Source organism: Streptomyces sp. NPDC057280, assembly GCF_042668605.1.
Taxonomy (GTDB): Bacteria; Actinomycetota; Actinomycetes; order Streptomycetales; family Streptomycetaceae; genus Streptomyces.
Genome location: NZ_JBHUYR010000001.1, coordinates 702093 through 720581 on the forward strand (window position 1 = coordinate 702093; position 18489 = coordinate 720581).

Annotated in this window: 13 protein-coding genes; 12 read left to right on the plus strand and 1 reads right to left on the minus strand. The window is 74.5% G+C overall.

What is annotated here, in order from left to right:
- Positions 1-22 precede the first annotated feature (22 nt).
- From ACFUO4_RS03185 to ACFUO4_RS03240, 12 genes are all read left to right on the plus strand, one after another.
- Entirely contained in the window at positions 23-2080 is a 2058-nt protein-coding gene (locus ACFUO4_RS03185) for a DUF1996 domain-containing protein (protein WP_383482250.1), read from the plus strand.
- A 60-nt stretch (positions 2081-2140) separates the two neighbouring features.
- Positions 2141-2629, plus strand: a complete 489-nt coding sequence (locus ACFUO4_RS03190) for a hypothetical protein (protein ID WP_383479378.1) — start codon at positions 2141-2143, stop codon at positions 2627-2629.
- A gap of 192 nt (positions 2630-2821) precedes the next feature.
- Positions 2822-3688, plus strand: a complete 867-nt coding sequence (locus tag ACFUO4_RS03195; RefSeq protein WP_383479380.1) for a DUF4132 domain-containing protein — start codon at positions 2822-2824, stop codon at positions 3686-3688.
- Positions 3685-8592, plus strand: coding sequence for a DNA-binding protein (locus ACFUO4_RS03200; protein ID WP_383479382.1), 4908 nt, complete (start codon positions 3685-3687; stop codon positions 8590-8592). The genes ACFUO4_RS03195 and ACFUO4_RS03200 overlap by 4 nt, the downstream gene beginning before the upstream one ends.
- Positions 8593-8672: 80 nt before the next feature.
- Complete coding sequence (locus ACFUO4_RS03205; protein WP_383479384.1) at positions 8673-9833, plus strand: AAA family ATPase; 1161 nt, start codon at positions 8673-8675, stop codon at positions 9831-9833.
- 104 nt (positions 9834-9937) lie between these two features.
- Positions 9938-13459 carry a DUF5682 family protein gene (locus ACFUO4_RS03210; protein ID WP_383482253.1) on the plus strand — a complete coding sequence of 1174 codons (3522 nt, stop codon included), beginning with the start codon at positions 9938-9940 and terminating at the stop codon, positions 13457-13459.
- Entirely contained in the window at positions 13456-15324 is a 1869-nt protein-coding gene (locus ACFUO4_RS03215; protein ID WP_383479386.1) for a hypothetical protein, read from the plus strand. The genes ACFUO4_RS03210 and ACFUO4_RS03215 overlap by 4 nt, the downstream gene beginning before the upstream one ends.
- A gap of 102 nt (positions 15325-15426) precedes the next feature.
- Positions 15427-15603, plus strand: coding sequence for a hypothetical protein (locus ACFUO4_RS03220; protein ID WP_383479388.1), 177 nt, complete (start codon positions 15427-15429; stop codon positions 15601-15603).
- Positions 15600-15827 (plus strand): DUF6480 family protein, encoded by a 228-nt coding sequence (locus ACFUO4_RS03225; protein WP_383479390.1) that lies wholly within the window; start codon positions 15600-15602, stop codon positions 15825-15827. Before ACFUO4_RS03220 ends, ACFUO4_RS03225 begins: the two co-directional genes overlap by 4 nt.
- Positions 15828-15916: 89 nt before the next feature.
- The gene (locus tag ACFUO4_RS03230) at positions 15917-16642 is read left to right on the plus strand and encodes a nucleotidyltransferase family protein (RefSeq protein ID WP_383479392.1); all 726 of its coding nucleotides are present in this window, start codon (positions 15917-15919) and stop codon (positions 16640-16642) included.
- The gene (locus tag ACFUO4_RS03235) at positions 16639-16896 is read left to right on the plus strand and encodes a BON domain-containing protein (RefSeq protein ID WP_383479393.1); all 258 of its coding nucleotides are present in this window, start codon (positions 16639-16641) and stop codon (positions 16894-16896) included. Before ACFUO4_RS03230 ends, ACFUO4_RS03235 begins: the two co-directional genes overlap by 4 nt.
- On the plus strand, positions 16893-17639 hold the full coding sequence (locus ACFUO4_RS03240) for a metallophosphoesterase (RefSeq protein WP_383479395.1): 747 nt from the start codon (positions 16893-16895) through the stop codon (positions 17637-17639). The genes ACFUO4_RS03235 and ACFUO4_RS03240 overlap by 4 nt, the downstream gene beginning before the upstream one ends.
- Here the strand turns inward: ACFUO4_RS03240 and ACFUO4_RS03245 are convergent.
- Entirely contained in the window at positions 17590-18318 is a 729-nt protein-coding gene (locus tag ACFUO4_RS03245; RefSeq protein ID WP_383479397.1) for a YoaK family protein, read from the minus strand. The genes ACFUO4_RS03240 and ACFUO4_RS03245 overlap by 50 nt on opposite strands.
- Between the last annotated feature and the right edge of the window lie 171 nt (positions 18319-18489).

Genomic DNA, 18489 nt, shown 5'->3' on the forward strand with positions numbered 1-18489 from the left:
CACCTTTGCCGCCGTGGCTCTCATGCTGGGAGGCGGTGGCCTGGTGGCCGCGAACGTGTACGCCTCCGCGACCGAGGACACCTCCTCTCCGACGACCCTGTCGGCCGAGGGTGGTTGGGGAGCGGGCACGATCGACTGCCCTGACGTGGGTGACGCGTTGACCAGCGTGCCCGACGGCGCGCGGGCGGACGTCGACAAGGAACTCGCCCAGCTGGACCAGCAGACGGCCCAGGCCTATCAGCAGTTGCAGGACCCGGCGCTGCAGAACCGTGAAGCCGCCGTGAGCCAGGTCGTGCAGCCGCTGTCGGAGAACCGGGCGGCCACGATCCAGCGCATAGCCGCCGCGCTCGAACGGACCGGCGAACGCCCGGAGGGCCTCGACCAGTTGGCGCCGTGCACGCTCCGCGAGTCCGACGACCAGGCCGACGGAGAGGGCCAGGACGGGCAGGGCGACCAGAACGGTCAGGACGGTCAGGACCAGGGTGGCCAGCAGGGTCAGGACGGTCAGGACGGTCAGGATCAAGGTGGCCAACAGCAGGGCAACGGCGGCCAGTCCGGCAACGGCCCCGTCGCCGCCGACTACGCCGACATCACCACCGCGCCGCCCGCCGCACCGGCCCCGAACCCCGGCGCCGACGCCTCCAAGGGCAGCTTCGTCACCAGCTGCGGCGTGAACGCCAATGGCCTGTTCAACTCGGACAACGTGATCGTGGCCCCCGGCGTCTCCAACGGCGCCCACCACTTCCACGACTATGTCGGAAACCAGGCCAACAACGCCTTCGCCGACGACAACGAACTGGCGGGCGGCGACACCAGCTGCGTCGACCAGGGCGACAAGTCCTCGTACTACTGGCCCGTCGTACGGCTGCAGAACGGCACCCAGGAGCAGGACGCGGGCAGCCCCGGCGGCGGTATCGAGGGCAACGCGGGTGAGATCGTCACGCCCAAGGAGGTCACGCTCACCTTCGTCGGCAGCCCGACCAGCAAGGTCACGGCCATGCCCCGGCTGCTGCGCATCATCACCGGCGACGCCAAGGCGTTCGTCAACGGCACCGCCAACGCCAACGCGTCCTGGAGCTGCACCGGCTTCGAGGACCGCCAGCTGAAGGACAAGTACCCGCTGTGCCCGCAGGGCAGCGACGTGGTCCGCACCTTCAAGTTCCAGAGCTGCTGGGACGGCCGCAACATCGACAGCGCCAACCACCGCACCCACGTGGCGTTCGCCCAGGCCGACGGCTCCTGCGCCAACGGCTTCAAGGCGATCCCGCAGCTCGTCCAGCGCATCGTCTACGACATCGACGCGCCGAGCCTGCAGGACGGGGGCCGCACCACGCCGCTCTTCGCGGTGGACGCCTTCCCCGAGCAACTGCACAAGCCCGTCACCGACCACGGCGACTTCATCAACATCTTCGACGAGAGTCTGATGAACGAGATGGTCGGCTGCATCAACGACGGCAAGCAGTGCGGCGCGGGCACCGGCGGGGGCGGGGGCGAGGAGCCCGGGAACGGCGGCGACAACGGAGGCAACGGCAACGGGGGCAATGACAACGGCGGTAACGACAACGGCGGGGGCGGCAACGGCGGCGGTGGCAACGGCGGTAACGACGCCGGTGGCAACGACAACGGGGGTGGCGGCAACGGGGGCAACGGCTCGGACGGTGGTGCCACGCAGGAGCCCGGTGGCGGTGGCGACAACACGACGGCCCCCGCGCCCGGCTCCGGCTCCGGCTCCGGCGACAACGGCGGCTCCGGCGACGAGCCCCAGGAGCAGCCGACGCCGACCGCCGAAGAAAGCACCGCACCGGCCGCCGACGAGCCCAGGACGTACACCTCGCCCTCGGCCACGCAGCGGCCCGACACCCAGTCCCCGGCGGCCGACGACGACACGGCAGGCGCCTCCGAGAGCAACCCCTCGACCAGCGCCGTGGCGCAGCCTCCGCTCGGGGCTCAGACCGAGCCTCAGGGCGGCGGGGGCAGCCTCGCGGAGACCGGCACCCAGCTGTGGCCGGCCGCGGCGGGCGCGGTACTGCTGATCTCCGGGTTCGTTCTGCTACGACGCACCAGGCGCCGTTACATGTGAGCCCACCCCGCGCCGATATCGGAGTGCGGGCGGACCTCGGGACATGTCAGGGTCGCTGCCGTGACCCTGATGAACGTCCTCGTCGATTTCGCCCGCACCGGCCGGATCGGGCCCCTGGAGTGCGGAATGCCCCTGACCGAGGCCGAGGAACTCCTCGGTCCGGGGCGCCCGCACCCCGCGATCCGATTGAAGGGGCCGGACATCGACGGCTACCCGTACGCCTGGGGCGGGTTGAAGCTGACCGTCACGCGGCGGGCGGTGAGCGGTCTCGCGATCGAGCTCTGGAGCCCGACCGTGCATCTGCCCGCCCTGGTGCTGCCCGACTCGGAGTCGTACGAGGCCACCGTGGACCGCGAGCAGCTCGTGACGGCGCTGGACAGTGCGGGCTGTGCGCACTACGTCAACGACCGTCTCACGTTCGGCAGTCAGTCCAGCATCGTCACCCGCCCCGGCGACGTGTGCGCGGTTTTCGGCCTCCCGGGCCGGGACGACCAGGTGCCGCACCGCGACCGCCACTACCTCCATGTGATGCACAAGCACACGGACTGAACCGCGACCGGGGCACGCACCGCGGGCTCCCGTCCGCCTCCCCGCTCCACCCGTCGAGGCCTTGTCCACGGCCTGCGGGGCCGATTGTCAGTGATCGCCGCTAACGTTCCTCGCATCGTCGCACTGGCGCCGGGATGTCCCCGGTTGAACTGTGCTTTCTTCTTGCTGCGCTGATGCGGAAGGCGGGGACTCGTGGGTTGGCTCTCGGCGGGTGACGGGTATGAAGTCGCCCTGGTGGACGGGCGGGTGGCGGCGCGTGCCACCTCGGGCCGGGCGGCGGGGCGGCAGTTGAAGTCGCTGCCGCGCGCGCTGCGGGACCACCCGGAGGTGGACCGGCTGCGGCGGTTCGCCGAGTGGCTGGATCGGCACGCCGCGGCCTGTGTCGCGCAGGTCGACTCCTGGATGGTGTCGTCGCTGCCCGTGCCCACCGGTCTGCTGGCCCGGGTGTGGCCGGACGAGGCCTGGCAGTCGGCGCTGCGTGACATCGCGGTGGTGGGCGACGACCCGGACGAGGTCGGGTTCCTGCGCGGGGCCACCGAGGACGGCGAACTGCGCGTGGTGAACCTGGACGGCGAGACCGTACGGCTGTCGCCGCGCACGGTCACGCTGCCGCACCCGGTGCTGCTGCCGGACCTGGAGGACATCCGGGAGTTCGCGGCGGAGCTGGGCATCGTGCAGCGGGTCGAGCAGATCCACCGGGCGACCTGGCAGCGGCCCGACGACCTCGATCCGAAGGCCACCGAGATACGCGAGTTCACCGGCGGCTCCTTCCGCTCCCGCTTCGCCCTCGCCGCGCGCGCGAGTTCGCTCGGCTACCGGGTCTCCGGTGGCTACTCCACGGCCCGGGTGCGGGATGGCGGGCGGACCGTCGAGGCCGCGGTGTGGATCGGGGAGCCGTACTGGGAGGACACGGTGGAGACCGGCGCCCTGACCTGGCAGGACCAGGACGGGCGGGCCCTGCCGCTGCGGGAGGTCGGGCCGGTGGCCTGGTCGGAGGGGATGCGGATGGCCGCGGCACTGTACGCCGGGCGCGTGATCGAGGAGGGCAAGGGCGCATGAGCGGGGGGACGCAGGTGTCGTACGAGGAACTGCTCGCGGCGGGCGCGGTGTTGCCGCCGGACGTCGAGGGGGCGGGCGAGCGCGCGGTGCCGCTGACGGCGCGCAGCTACCGCCATCCCGGTCTGGACGACCGTGTGGTGGTGCGGCTGGTCGCCGGTGAGCTGGGCGCGGCCGAGGACCTGGCAGCCGGGTTCCTCGGCATGGAGCAGGACGCCGAGCCGGCCGTCGTGGGCCTGGGGCTGCGTCAGTCGCTGGGCTTCCCGGAGTGGGTGCTGGTGCACCACCCCGAGGACGGCCACCACGCCCTGGGGGTGGTGCCGGACCTGGAGCGGGCGGCCCGGCAGGCGAAGTCCCGGCCAAAGGCCGCGCTGGACGCCTACCTGGAACTCGGCGGGCGACTGGCGGCGTCGGTGCCGCACTTCCTGCCGACGTTCTACGAGCAGGCGGGCCGGGTGTTCCTCGCCGAGGAGAACGCAACCTACGCCGCCCAGTTGTTCACCCGCGCCCGCAAGGCCGAGGCGGAGCACGGGCTGACGGTCGAGGAGGAGCGCCTCGACGCGGTGTTCCTGGAGTTCGCACTGGCCGGCGCGCTGCCGGTCAAGGTGCTGTCCGCGTACGGCAAGGAGCTGGCGGCGCGGGTGTCGCCGCAGGAGGCGCTGCGCCGCTTCACCCGGCTGTGTCTGCGCCGTACCGCGGGCGGTCTGCCGCCGTCCGCGCAGATGGCCACCGACCTGCGCAGGCTGGCCCGGGCCGCCGGGCAGGACACCGACCGTGCCGAGCAGGACTATCTGGCCGAGCTGCTGGAACTTCCGGCGACGCTGCGGGCCGCGGCCGGCTGGTGGAAGGGCCACCGGGCCGCCCTGGTGGCGCTGGCCGAGCGTGAACGGCGGGTGCGGGGAGCCCTGTTGGACATGCTGCCCGCCGGGTCCGACGACGACCTGCCAGCGATGTGGCTGGAGGTGCTGGAGTCCTCGGGCGCCACGGCCGGGCTGTGGGACGGCTCCCTGCCCGCCGAGGAACGGCCGTCGGACGGTACGGCGGGCTGGCTGGAGCGCTTCCTGGTGTTCCGGGAGCGGGCCCGGTCCTGGCGCGGCTCCACCCGGATGCCGGAGCTGTACCCGCTGGTGGAGCGAGCGGCGGACCGGCTGCGCACGGAACTCGCGGCGTCCGGGCGGGCGTTGAAGGTGCAGCAGGACATCGACCTGATCGACCTGCTGCTGTCGCTCGACGTGCCGGTGGCCGCGCCGGGCAAGGACGAGCATCTGCCCCTGCAGAGCTGGGCCATGGGCGAGGGACAGCGGGACCTGGTGCTGCTGGGCGCCGACTCCCGGTTCCGGGACGCCTTCCTGCGGGGCGCGGACCAGTTCCACAACCACGACCAGGCGCACCGCGCGATCCGTCTGCTGGCCGACTCCCCCGGCGGCCGGCCCTGGCTGGCGGAGTGGGTGAGTTCGGTCGTACGGCGCTTCAGCGCGGTCGGTCTGCCCGGCCTGCCGAACGCGCTGACCCGGCTGGGCTGGCTGCCCGCCGAGGCGCTGGCCCTCGCGGAGGACGACGTCCGCGCGGCGGTCGGCACCGACCTCGCCCCGGTGCTGGCCCGCACCCTGCGCGCCGGGCTCTTCGACGAACTCGGCTGGCCCGCCTGGGAGGAGGCGACCGCCGCCCTCGTGCCCAAGGACCGGGTGGAGGACGTCGTCGTCGCCGACGCCTGGCCCCACCTCGTGGTCGCGGGCAAGGCCCAGGCCCGCGTCATCGGCGTCGACGGCACGCTGCTCACCCACGATCTGCGGCTGCCCGCGAACGACGTGTCGGGAGACCCGGGCTTCCACCACGTGGACGGTGAGCTCCTCGTCTACTGGAACTCCCGCAAGGACGGCCTGCGCGGCTACTGGCACTCCCGTGCCGACCGCGTCGAGTCCCTCAAGGGCCCGCACGGCACGCGCGGCACCGAGATGGACTGGTACCGGGCCAACTTCCCGATCACGCTGCCCCTGCCGGACGGCGGCCGGATCACCGGCCGCGGCGTCCTGCACGCCGGGGACACCACCCTCCCCGACGAACGGCCGCTGCTCTTCGACGGCTCCTCCTACTGGGTGTGGCACGCGGACTCCGAGGACCGCGAGGCGCACGGCTGGTACGAGTACGACCCGGCCACCCACGAGCGCGGGCGCATGAGCAAGCCCGCGTTCCTGGCCGACGCCCTGCGCGACGCGCCCGAGGGCAGTGAGTACGCGGGCGGACGGCTCCGGCCGTCCCTCACCGCCGGCACCACCCCGGTTTGCGTGCCGGTGGACGGACTGACGGGCCTGCGGCTGGTGAAGCTGCCCGACGGCTCGCATCGTGCCGAGGACCTCGCCGGACGCACCGTCACCGTGCCCGCGCAGGCGGGCCGTCCGACCGCGCTCGTGACGTTCCCCGGCGCCGAGCGGCCCAGCGCCGTGGTGCGCAACAACTGGCAGCTCGAGGTGGTCGACGCCGACGGCGTCGTCACCGCCTGGGGCAAGACCGACCGCACCCCCGGGGTCTTCGGCGAGGGCACGTTGCTGCTGCCGCCCGTCCAGTACTGGGACTGTCTGACACCGCGCGACCCGGAGGGCTCGAAGGCGCTGCGGGGCGTCGACCGGGACACGGCCGCCGCGCTGCTGGCCGCCGCGGCGAGCGAGACCGACGAGGCGCTGCCCGACGCGATCCGCGCCCTGCTGCCGGTCACCCACGAAGCGCTTGTGAAGGGCATCGCCGGCGTGGCCCGCTACGCCGCGGCGCAGCAGGCCGTGCTGGACGCGGCGGCGACCCGGCTCACCCTCGCCCTCGAAGGCGGCCTGGAGGACGAGGGGCCGGCCGGACCGCCGGACCGGCTGCTGACGGACGCGATGAACGGCCTCGGGGTGTCCCGCCGGTACTGGTGGAACCGCGACGACGAGGCCGACACCGTCTTCCGTGCCCTGCGCGTCCTGGCCCGGGCCACCGGACTCGCCGACACCGCCCTCCCCGACCGTCCCGACGTACGGCTGCACCTCGACGGCCACGCCCTGCCGAGCGGCGAACCGGACCTGGAGACCCTCCTCGACCGGGCCACCGCCCTCGCCTACCGGGCGGCCTCCGCCACCACCGCCGAGGAGCACCGGGAGGTACTGCGCACGCTGCTGGGCGAGTTCGACCGGCTCGGGCTGGTGCCGGCCGCGTCCGCGCACTGGCGCAAGGTGGGTCTGCACCTGGAGGCGGCCCCGCTGCGCACCCCCGGCGGCGACTGGCGCGAGGGCGCTTGGAACGGCGTGCTCCCGCTGGACGGAGGTGCCTTCGTCGCCGTGACGGGACGCCGAGCGCTCGACGACGACGGCTGCACCTTCACGGGCTACTTCCACGACCCGGCCGGACGGTTCGAGACACCGCGGCCCTACAAAGCGGTGTCGTCGGAGCCGCTGGGCGAGGCGGCGGCCACAGGACGCCTCGGCACCTTCCTGGCGGAGCTGGCGGAGCGCGGTCCGGCGCCCTGGTTCCCGGAGGCCGCCGAGGAGTTCGCGCGGCTGACCGGCGTGACCGACACCATGGCCCGGCTGATCGTGGCCGGCCTGCCGGGGATCGACGTCTACGAGCGGAGTTTCCTGAGCGCCGAGGCCCGCGCCCTCATCGGGGTGAAGGCCGCCCCGGCCGCGGTGGCCAAGGACGAACTGAGCGGCGTCGACGGTGCCGTACGGGCCGCCGTCGTGGGCGCGCTGCTGCCCGCCGAACCCGCCCGCCTGTGGACCGAAGGGCCGGACGTGGCCGCTGCCGCCGCCGTGTGGAACGCCAAGGTGGGCAGGCGGGTCGCCGTGCCCGAGGCGCTGCTCAGCGACGCGGTCCGCGCCTTCCGCCACTCGACCTGGCCGGTCCGGGAAGCGCTGCCCGCGCTGCTGGACCCGGCCGGTTCCCCGCAGCTGAGCCGGGACCTGGAGTGGGCGGTCAGCGGCGACCGGGTCCGGCCCGTCGGCAACGACACGGACGGCTTCACGGCGGGGACCCTCACCGGCTCGGTCGGCCTCGTCGCCTGGCTCGCCCACCGGTTGCCCGCGGGCGACCCGGTCCGCGCCGCCCTGCCCCCGGCCCTCACCGCGGTGCGGGAACGACTGGCCCACCCCGGACTCATGCTCGACCTGGGGCGCTACATCAGCCTCCCGGACTTCCGGAAGACCGCCGGTGCCCCCACCGAGATCGGCGCGGGCTTCGAACGGTACGGCGCCGTCGTCCTCTCCACCCACGACGACCAGCCCGCCCCGGGCCTGCGGGTCGCCCTGCTCGACGAGGCCGGGCAGGACCCCTACCTGCCCGCGGTCCGCGTCGACGATCAGCGGCCCTACGCCGCCGAAGCGGCCCTGCGCCTCGTCCGCGACCAGCGGTTCGCGGCCCTGCTCGCCGACCCGGGGGAGCCGATCGCCGGCGCCCGGGACAAGGACGGCACCTGGTGGCCCCAGGACCCGAGCCGCTCGGTTCCCGACCTGGTCACGGAGGCCGCCAAGGAGTACGGCCTGGGCGAGGACGCCGCCACGCTCTATCTGATGCTGCTCGCCATGCCCGACCCGACCGACCGCATGACGGCCCGGTGGACGGGCTGGAAGCCGGCCCGGCTCAAGGCCGCCCGCGCCGAACTCGCCGCCGGCGACCTCGTGGTCGAGGCCACCCGGACCCGGGCCGGACGCTCGCTGTTCCTGCCGGGCGGCTGGGCCGAGCAGTCCGCGCCGCGCGTTCCGCTGGAGCGCTGGAAGCTGCCGCTGTTCGGCGAAGTCACCGACGAGCACGTGCCGTTCGGCGTGATCGTGCCACTCGAACCGGCCGCGGACCTGTACCGCCGGGCGTGGCGGCGCGTCCAGGACGGTGACGCTCCCCGGTTCGAGGAGCTGAAGAAGGCGCGGCGGGGACGCCGCCGCTGACGCGCCCCAGCAGTCCGGGGCGCCGCCCACCAGCGGCGCCCCCTCACCCACACAGACCTACCTCCCCAGCAAGGACCTCCATGACCCTGACCGACACGGCGACGGCCCTGCCGCCCCGGCAGACCCTGCCCGCCGAAGAACGCTTCGCCACCGAACTCGCCTTCCTCGCCGCCCACGACGACGGCCCCCGTCCGCCCGGCTGGCTGCTGACGCCCCGCGCGGTGATCACCTTCGTCTGCGGCAGCGACGGCGAGACCCTCAAACTGCCCGAGGCCCATCCGGGGCTGCCGGACGAACTCGTCGTCGCCCCCAAGTTCGTCGGCGAACGCGCCCTGGTGGAGCGGTGCGTGGTCACCCTCGCCGGAGAGCGCGGCCTGCTCCTGGTCGGCGAGCCCGGCACCGCCAAGTCGATGCTGTCCGAGCTGCTGTCGGCCGCCGTCAGCGGCACCAGCGCGCTGACCGTGCAGGGCACCGCGGGCACCACCGAGGACGCCCTGCGCTACGGCTGGAACTACGCCCTGCTCCTCGCCCAGGGCCCGACCCCGCAGGCGCTCGTGGACTCGCCCGTGCTGGCCGCGATGCGCGCCGGGCAGGTGGCCCGGGTCGAGGAGATCACCCGCTGTCTGCCCGAGGTCCAGGACGCGCTGGTGTCGATCCTGTCCGACCGGCGGATGAGCGTGCCCGAGCTGTCCGGCACCGTGGACGCCCAGGTCGCCGCCGCTCCCGGGTTCACCGTCATCGCCACCGCCAACCTCCGGGACCGCGGGGTGTCGGAGATGTCCGCCGCCCTCAAGCGCCGCTTCAACTTCGAGACCGTGCACCCGATCGCCGACGTCGAGGCCGAGACCGCCCTCGTCAAGCGGCAGGCCACGGCGGCCGTCGAACGGGCGGGCGCCGCCTTCGGCGTCGATGACGCGGTGCTCGACGTCCTGGTCACCGTCTTCCGCGATCTGCGGGCCGGCCGCTCGGCCGAGGGCTGGGACGTGGAGCGCCCCGGCACGGTGATGTCCACCGCGGAAGCGGTGCAGGTCGCCGCCTCCCTGGGGGTGGCCGCCGCCTATCTGCCCGGCGGCGACTCCCTCGACCTGGTCCCCGGCCATCTGCTGGGCGTGGTCCGCAAGGACGACCCGGCCGACCACGCACGGCTCCTCGGCTACTGGGACGGCCCCGTGCGCCGCCGCGCCGAGGACGGCTCGGCGACCTGGCGACGCCTCTGGGACCTGCGGGAGAACCTCCGGTGACACTCGTTCAGGAACCGGCGGAAGAGCCCTCGGTGACGCTCGTCCAGGAACCGGCGGAAGAGCCCTCGGTGACGCTCGTCCAGGAACCGGCGGAGGAGCCCTCGGTGACGCTCGTTCACGATCCGCGGGCGGCCCTCACCGCCCTCGCCGACTCGGCCGTGCCGTACCTGCTGGGCGTACGGCACCACAGCCCGGCGCTCGCCGCCGCGGTGCCCGCCCTGCTGGACGCCTCCGGCGCCGACGTGGTGTGCGTGGAACTGCCCGCCGACTTCCAGCCCTGGCTGAGCCACCTCGGCGCGCCGGGCACCGTCGCCCCGGTCGCGCTGGCCGGGGCCGGCGAGGACGGGCGGCTCGGCTTCTACCCGTTCGCCGACTTCTCGCCCGAACTCGCCGCGATCCGCTGGGCCCGGGAGCGCGAGGTGGAGGTCGTGTGCTGCGACCTGCCCATGTCGGACCCGCGGTGGGCCGGCGCACCGACCGGGGACCCGCGCACCCCGGCCGACCGGACGCCCACGGCGTTCGCGGCGGCGCTCACCGAGGCCGCCACGGGCCGGGACGGCGACGACATGTGGGACCGCAGCGTGGAGGTCCTCGCGCCGGGCTGCACCCCCGAGGCCGTCCGCCGCGCCGCCCTGTCCGTCGGCTGGGCACTGCGCCGCGACGCCGAGTCCACGGGCGGGGTGCCCGGGGTGGACCTGGCGCGCGAGGCGTACATGCGTGAGACGATCACCCGCGCCGCGTCCGGAGGACGCCGGGTCGCGGCCGTCGTCGGTGCCTTCCACGCACCGGCGTTGACCCTAGGCGCAGCCGCAGGAGGCGAGACGGCCGCCGGCGAGGAACTGCCCGCCGTCGTCACCTCCCTCGTCCCGTACGCCTTCGATCTGTTGGACTCCCGTTCCGGATACCCGGCTGGCATCCGCGACCCGCGCTGGCAGCAGGCGGTGTTCCTGGCCGCGGGCGATCCGGAGCGGCTGCATGAGGCCGCCGCCCGTGCGATCACCGACGTGTGCCGGGAGCTGCGCGCCGGCGGGCATGTCGCCGGCACCGGTGAGGCCCGGGAGACCCTGCGGGTGGCGGGTGACCTGGCCCGGTTGCGGGGGCTTGCCGCGCCCGGGCGCGGCGAGGTGCTGGAAGCGCTGACGACCGTGATGGGCCAGGGGGAGTCCCTGGGCCGCGGCCGGGCCCTCGCCAAGGCCCTGGAGACGGTGCTGGTCGGCACCGACCGGGGTCGGGTCGCCCCGGGCACGCCCCGCTCGGGGCTCGGCCCGTCCGTCGAGGCCGAACTCGCCGCGCTGCGCCTTCCCGGCCCCGACGACCCCACCGCGCGCGAGCTGCGGCTGGACCCGCTGCGTTCGGCCCTGGACGGCCGCCGCGAGATCCTCCTCCAGCGGCTCGCCGTCTGCGGCGCCGGGTACGGCGAACCGGTCCAGGTGTCCGGCACGGGCGACGCGTCCGCGCTGACCACCCGGTGGCGGCTGTCCTGGACCCCGGCCGTGCCCGTCCGCCTCGACCTGGCCGGCATCCGCGGCGTCACCGCGGCCCGGGCCGCCGAGGGCACCCTGCGCGAGACCTTCCGCAGGGAGTCGGCGGAGGGCGGCCCCACCAGCGCCCTCGTGCTCACGGGGCTGCGCGACGCCGCCCGCTGCGACCTGCCCGCGCTGGTCGCGGAGCGCCTGGCGGACGCCGCCGAGGTCCTCCCCGCCTGTGCCACCCTCTCCGAACTCCTCGCCGCCCTCGACCTGTTGGAGGCACTGCGGCGCGGTCACCTGCCCGGCACCACTCCCGAGGGCCGGCAGGCGGCGGCCGAACTCGCCGCCGAACTGCTGGAGTCGGCGGTGCGGTCCCTGCCGGGGCTGGCGGGCAGCGACGACCCCGAGGAGACGGGCGCCCTCATCGCCCTCGCCTCCCGGGCCGGCGAACACCGCCTCGGGCTGCGCATGGACGACGCCCTGAGCGACCTCGCGCGCACCGGCTCCCCACTCGTCCAGGGAGCCGCACTCGCCGCCCGTGTCCTGCTCGACCTCGACGACGCGGACACCCTCGGCTCCCGCGCCGCGGGCTGGATCGACACCGCCACCGGCCCTGACCAGCGGCAGGCGCTCAGCCGCCGTCTCACCGGCCTGCTCGGCGGAGCCGCTCCCCTGCTCCAGTCGGCGCCGACCGCGCTTGACCCCCTTCTCGACCGGATCGACGCCCTCACCGACCAGGGGTTCCTCGACCGACTGCCCGCCCTGCGCGGTGGGTTCGACACCCTGAGCCCGGCCGGCCGCCACCGGCTCCTCGACACGGTCACCGAGCGCCTGGGCGACCGTCTCGACCTCTCGCTCGGCGCCTCGCCAGACCTGCTCGCGCTGTGGACGGCGGCCGACGCGGCGGGCCGGGCGGCGGTCGCATCACTGCGCCCACCGCTGGGCACGAGCCTGCCCCCGGCGCAGGACACGTCGGTCACGCAGGCTCCCCACGCCCCGGCACCGACGCCCTCCCGCCCCCAGCCCGACGCGGCCCCCCACCTCACTCCCACCGACCGCTGGCGCCTCCTCCTCGGCCGCGAGAGCGAGAAACTCCCGCAGAACGCCCGCCGTTACGCCCACGCGCTCGACGAGCTGTACGGCACCGGCCGTGGTGAGGGCTCCGCGGACCTGGGCCGTGCGGGCGGACAGGGCGGCGGCCAGGACGCCTCCTTCCCGACCGCCCGCGAGTGGGCCGAGGAACTCGACGCGCTGTTCGGCGCCGACGTCCGCGAGGAGGTCCTCGCCCGGGCCGCCGACCAGGGCCGCGCGGGCGTACTCACCGAGCTCGACCCGAAGGCCGTCCGCCCTTCGGTCGACCTGCTGACGTCCGTGCTGAACCTGGCCGGCGGGATGCCCGAGCAGCAACTGGCCCGGCTGCGCCCGCTGGTGCGCCGGCTGGTCGACGAACTGGCCAAGGAGCTGGCCACCAAGCTGCGCCCGGCACTCACCGGCCTGGCCACACCCCGTCCGACGCGCCGCCCGGGCGGCCGCATCGACCTGCCGCGCACCCTGCGGGCCAACCTCGCCCACACCCGCAGGACCGAGGACGGCCGCACCCTGGTCGTGCCGGAGCGACCGGTGTTCAGCACCCGCTCCCGCAGGGAGGCGGACTGGCGGCTGGTCCTGGTGGTCGACGTGTCCGGGTCGATGGAGGCGTCGGTCGTCTGGTCGGCGCTGACCGCGGCCGTCCTCGGCGGAGTGCCCACGCTCAGCACGCACTTCCTCGCCTTCTCCACGGAGGTGATCGACCTGACGGACCGCGTCGACGACCCGCTGTCGCTGCTGCTGGAGGTCCGGGTCGGCGGCGGCACGCACATCGCGGCCGGTCTGGCGCACGCCCGGTCCCTGGTGACCGTCCCCAGCCGGACCCTCGTGGTGGTGGTGAGCGACTTCGAGGAGGGGTATCCGCTCGGCGGACTCCTCGGCGAGGTACGCGCCCTCGCGAGCTCAGGGGTGCATCTGATGGGCTGCGCCGCCCTGGACGACACCGGCACCCCGCGCTACTCGGTCCCCGTGGCCCAGCAGCTGGTCGCGGCCGGGATGCCGGTCGCCGCCCTCAGTCCCCTGGCCCTCGCCCGCTGGGTGGGGGACCGTCTGCGCGGAGAGGCCCGATGAACGCCGAACTTCCTCCCGTGGCGCCCGAGGTGGTCGCCGCCGCCGTGGAGCAGCTGACGTCCCGGCTGCGCAAGAAGCTGGACGCCACGATCGAGACGTACGCGACGCTGCCCGTCACCGTCGACGGCACCGTACGCCGGGTGCGGTGCGGTGAGGACGCCGAGGTCACACTCACACCCGGGCCGTCCGGCGCGGTCACGGACGCCGGTCAGGCGGAGTGCAGCTGTCTGCTCGCGCCCCGGTGCCTGCATCGCACGGCGGTGCTGGGCGCCGCTCCGGTGGCCGACGCGGACTCGGCCGTCGAGACCCCGGAGCCCTCGCCCCGGAACGCGCCCGGTGACGCGCCGGAACCCGCGGCTTCGGGGCAGGACGTGGACGCCGGACAGCCGAGCGCCGGGCCGACCCCCGCGCAGGTGACCGCCGCGGCCGGGCTGTGGGCAGCGGCGGCCGCGCTGCTGGCGGCCGGGGTGCCGGGCGCGGGTGCCGTACCGCAGGCCGAGCTGCTGCGCGCGGCGCACACCGCCCGGCTCGCCGGGCTGCACCGGCCGGAGGCGGCGGCCCTACGGGTGGTACGTGCCGTACGCGCCGCCCGCGCCCGGCACGACGGCCACCGGCTGGCCGACCTGGTGGCGGCGTTGCGGGAACTGCTCCTCACCAGCGGCCTGTTGGCCACCGCCGACCCGGACCCGGCCCTCGTCGGCACCGCGCGGCGCGCCTACCGGCCGGGCGGTGGGCTGCGGGTCCACGGGGTGTGCCGGGAGCCGGTGATCTCTGCCACCGGCTACGGCGGGGTCGTCACCCATGTCCTCTCCGACGACGGGCGGTGGTTCTCGGTGGCCGACGTCAAACCCGGCGGGCCGGCCCGGGCGCGGGGTGCCGCCACGGCCACCGTGGCGCTGGGTTCCGGCAGCGTCGATCACGCCCAGCTGTCCCGAGGCGGACTGCTGATCTCGGGCGCGACGCTGTCCCCGGACGGTCGCCTGGGCGCCGGCAAGGGCGTGCGGGCCACCCCGGTGCCGGGCCTGTCCTGGACGTCGGGCCCGCTCACCGGCCTGTTCTCCCGCTCCTTGGCCGAGGCCGCCGCGGCCCGGCTCGCGGTCGGCGCGACGAGCGCTCCGGAGCGGTCGGGACAGGGCGCCGAGGAGCTGATCGGCTGTGACGTCATCGTCGTAGGAGCGAACGAGGATCACCTGTTCGTACGGGAGTTGGCGCCCGACGGGGCGGACGGGGAGGGACTGCTGTTCCGGCTGGTGCCGGCCAATGGCCACCCCGGTCTGGCGCACGTGGCCAACTTCCGCAGGCTGGCCACGCGGCCGGGGCTGCAATTGCGTCTGGTGGGGCGCCTCGATCCCGACCGGGCCGCGACGCTGCGGCCGCTGGCGGTCGGACCGCTGCCGGACGGCGCGGCGACCCTGCGGCTGCCCGCCGAGTGGGCGGGGCACGCCGATCTGGGCTACGACCGCCTCGAAGGCGCGCACTTCCCGCCCGCCGAGGAACTGCCGGCGGTGACCGCGGTGTCCGCTCTCCCTCCGGACCCGGTGGCCGAGGCGCCGCTGTGGCGGTTGCGGCGCCTGGTCGAGGTGGCGGTGTCCGGGGGCCGGCGCGCCGCCGCCGAACCCGCGCGTGACGGCGACCGCGTAGCAGGGGCCGCCGCCCTGCGGCGCCGCGGCTTCCGGACAGCCGCGGACCTGGCGGAGGCGCTGGCCGCGGAGGCCGACCGGCGGAGCCGCGACGTGTTCGGGCGGACCCAGCAGTCCGATCCGGACGGGTACGCGCGGGCGTGGCTCGCCGCGGCCGTCTGTCTGTCCGGCACGGAACGGGCCCTGGTCGAGGCGACCTGGCGACCGCAGCCCGTCCTGGCGTGATCACCGGGCTGCCGTTGTCCCCTGCGACGCCGCTTGTCGTGTCACCGGCCGTCGACAGGGGTACCCGGCGGGTCGATCGCCACCCCGTCAGGAGTGATCACGATGACCTATCCGACCCCGTCACAGGCGGAGGGGGACCGGGAAGAGCCGGACACGCAGGACACGGCCGACGAGCCGGCGCCCGAGCGTACGACGCCTTCGCAGGCGGAGGGCGAACGCGACGACGGGGCCGGCCGCGCCGCCGGCCCGACCGACAGCCCGCAGGAGCGTGAGCCATGACCAGCCCCGACCCCGAGCCCAGGCGGACGACGGGACTCGAACCCGGGGGCGGGGTGCCGCCGGGCGAGACACCGCCCGCCGAGTCCGGCACGTCCGGCATCTCCCACCCCGAGCCACCGGAACTCCGCAAGGCCTGGGGCCCCGTACCGCTCGTCCTGATCATGCTGCTGGTGGCGTTGTTCGTGATCGGGCTGATCGGCATGGCCGTGGTCCTGATCGCCTAGCGGAGCCGAGTGACGCGTCCGTGTCGCGGACCGTACGCCGGGTACTCGGGGCGCTCTGGCGAAGAAAGGTCAGTGAAGAAGGGGCAGTGATGACGCAGCACGGGGACGACACGGCGGGTCGGCGTAGCGACGTGGCCGAACTGCACCTGGCCTCGGAGGAACCGGAACCCCTCCTCCGCGGCGGTGCGCTCGCGCACGACGCTCTCACCGACGACGCCGCCCTGGAGGAGCTCCCGGTCGACCGCAACCAGGCCATCCTGCGGGCGGCGAAACGGACCGGGGCGCTGCTGAAGCAGACGGGGTTTCCGTTCGCCCTCGCCGGGAGCGTCGCCGTGTACGCGCACGGCGGCGTCCAGAACCTTCAGCACGACGTCGACTTCTGCATCCGCCCCGAGGACGCCGAAGCCGTCGCGGAGGCCTTGCGGGCGGCCGGTCTGCCGGTCCGCAGGCCGCCCGAGGACTGGCTGCTGAAGGCCACCTGCCTCGGGCAGCAGGTCGACCTCATCTTCGAGCTGGCCCATCAGCCCGTCACCACGGAGCTGCTGGGGCGGGCCGAGAACCTGTCGGTGGACTCGGTGCACATGCCGGTCCTGTCGCCGACCGACCTGATGCGCAGCCTGATGGCGGCCTTCTCCGAGCACCACTGCGACTTCGGTGCGGTGCTGCCCATCGCCCGCACCCTGCGCGAGAAGATCGACTGGGACGACGTACGCCGCACCTGCGCGGGCGCCCCGATGCCCGACGCCTTCCTCTACTTCCTGGAGCGGCTGGACGTCATCCCACCCCAGCAGCCGCGCGAAGAGGTGCCGCGATGACCGAACCCGCCGGGAACATCGAGTACCGCGTCGCCCACCTCCGCGAGCGGTTCGCCGCCGAGGAGCTCGGGGAACTCGGCGTCCGCGTGGAGGTGCGCGGTCAGACGGTCGTGATCACCGGCACGGTCCCCTCGACCGAGTGCCGGGACATCCTGCTGCGCACCGCCCGCCGGGAGCTGGCCGAACTCGCCGTGCACAGCGATGTCGTCGTCGCCGAGAACACCTCACCCGACCATGCGGAGGAGCTGTCGTGATCCGTGTCGCCGCCGTCGGTGACATCCACATGGGTGCCGAGAGCCAGGGACTGCTGCGGCCCGCGTTCGACACGCTGCCGGACTGCGCCGACCTGCTGCTGCTCGCCGGGGACCTCACCCGGCACGGCACGCCCGAGGAAGCCCGTGTCGTGGCACGCGAGGTGCAGGGGCTGGCGGTGCCGGTGGTGGCCGTACTCGGCAACCACGACCACCATGACGATCAGCCGGAGAAGGTCACCGGCATTCTCCAGGACGCCGGTGTGACCGTCCTGGAGGGGCAGTCCACCGTCCTGGACTGCGCGGGCACGCGCGTCGGCGTCGCCGGGACCAAGGGGTTCGGCGGCGGATTCGTGGGGCGCAGCGCGGGCGAGTTCGGGGAGCCGCTGATGAAGGAGTTCGTCCGCTACTCCCGGCGCTGTGCCGACGGCCTGCGCGAGGCGCTGGAAGAGGTGCGGGAACGGGACTGCGAGGCGCGGATCGCGCTCACCCACTTCTCCCCGGTGGCCGACACCCTCGCCGGTGAGCCCCTGGAGATCTACCCCTTCCTCGGCAGTTACCTCCTGGCCGAGGCGATCGACACCGGCGGCGCCGACCTCGCCGTCCACGGCCACGCCCACATGGGCACCGAGCACGGGATGACGGCCGGCGGCGTACGGGTCCGCAACGTCGCCCAGCCGGTGATCCGCCGGGCGTTCAACGTGTATCAGCTGCACACCGCGGACGAGGGCGCGGCGCGGGTGTAGCCGACACGGACAGCGCGACCAGAGCCGCCCCCGCCGCCTCCACGGCAAGCGTCCCCTGCGTGCCGGTCAGTCGGACGCTGAGGGCTCCGAGTCCGGCCCCCGCGAGCAGCGTGAGGACGCTCAAGGTGCGTCGGAGGTCACCGGGTGCCGAGCGTTCCGCGGCGCGGCTGCCGATGAGGCCGGTCAGGGTGCCGGTCATGACCGTGGTCGTCAGCTCCGGTACGCCCACGCGTCGGACGGCCGCGTTCTGCAGGCCCAGCGCCACGGCGCAGACGAGCACCTGTACCGAGCGGTGACCGTCCGCCGCCGCGGCGAGGGCGAGGAGGACGGACTCCGTCGCCGCGCACAGGGCAAGCAGCGTACGGGAGTCGACGCGGTGCGGTGGCACCGCGCGGATCAGGAGCGCGCCGACGGCGAAGCCGGCGAGCGCGGTCAGCGGTCCGCTCGCCGCGTGCCCCGGCGCACCGCTCAGCGCCAGGCCGACGAGGACGACGTTGCCGGTCATGTTGGCCACGAACACATGGCCCAGGCCGAGCAGGCTCACGGCGTCGATCACTCCGCTGAGGAGGGTGAGCACGAGCAGCGGTATCGGGAGCCAGTCGTGCCGGGGATCGGCGAGCAGGGCGCTGCGCAGCAGGGGCGTGGGGCGGCCGGTCTCCGGCCGGTTGCGGGAGTTCATGTGGTCGTCCGTTTCCGACCCTCGGACCGGCTTCCCCGTCGTCGTTGTTTCCGAGCCTCGGACCGGCTTCCTTGTCGCCGTCCGTTTCCGAACCTCGGACCGGCTTCCCTGTCGCCGTCCGTTTCCGAACCTCGGACCGGCTTCCTTGTCGCTGTCCGTTTCCGAGCCTCG

What these genes read in the sequence shown, in the direction of transcription:
- ACFUO4_RS03185 (WP_383482250.1), top strand. Translation starts at nt 23, where the DNA reads ATGCTGGGAGGCGGTGGCCTGGTGGCCGCGAACGTGTACGCCTCCGCG.
- ACFUO4_RS03200 (WP_383479382.1), top strand. Translation starts at nt 3,685, where the DNA reads ATGAGCGGGGGGACGCAGGTGTCGTACGAGGAACTGCTCGCGGCGGGC.
- ACFUO4_RS03205 (WP_383479384.1), top strand. Translation starts at nt 8,673, where the DNA reads ATGACCCTGACCGACACGGCGACGGCCCTGCCGCCCCGGCAGACCCTG.
- ACFUO4_RS03215 (WP_383479386.1), top strand. Translation starts at nt 13,456, where the DNA reads ATGAACGCCGAACTTCCTCCCGTGGCGCCCGAGGTGGTCGCCGCCGCC.
- ACFUO4_RS03220 (WP_383479388.1), top strand. Translation starts at nt 15,427, where the DNA reads ATGACCTATCCGACCCCGTCACAGGCGGAGGGGGACCGGGAAGAGCCG.
- ACFUO4_RS03225 (WP_383479390.1), top strand. Translation starts at nt 15,600, where the DNA reads ATGACCAGCCCCGACCCCGAGCCCAGGCGGACGACGGGACTCGAACCC.
- ACFUO4_RS03230 (WP_383479392.1), top strand. Translation starts at nt 15,917, where the DNA reads ATGACGCAGCACGGGGACGACACGGCGGGTCGGCGTAGCGACGTGGCC.
- ACFUO4_RS03235 (WP_383479393.1), top strand. Translation starts at nt 16,639, where the DNA reads ATGACCGAACCCGCCGGGAACATCGAGTACCGCGTCGCCCACCTCCGC.
- ACFUO4_RS03245 (WP_383479397.1), bottom strand. Translation starts at nt 18,318, where the DNA reads ATGAACTCCCGCAACCGGCCGGAGACCGGCCGCCCCACGCCCCTGCTG.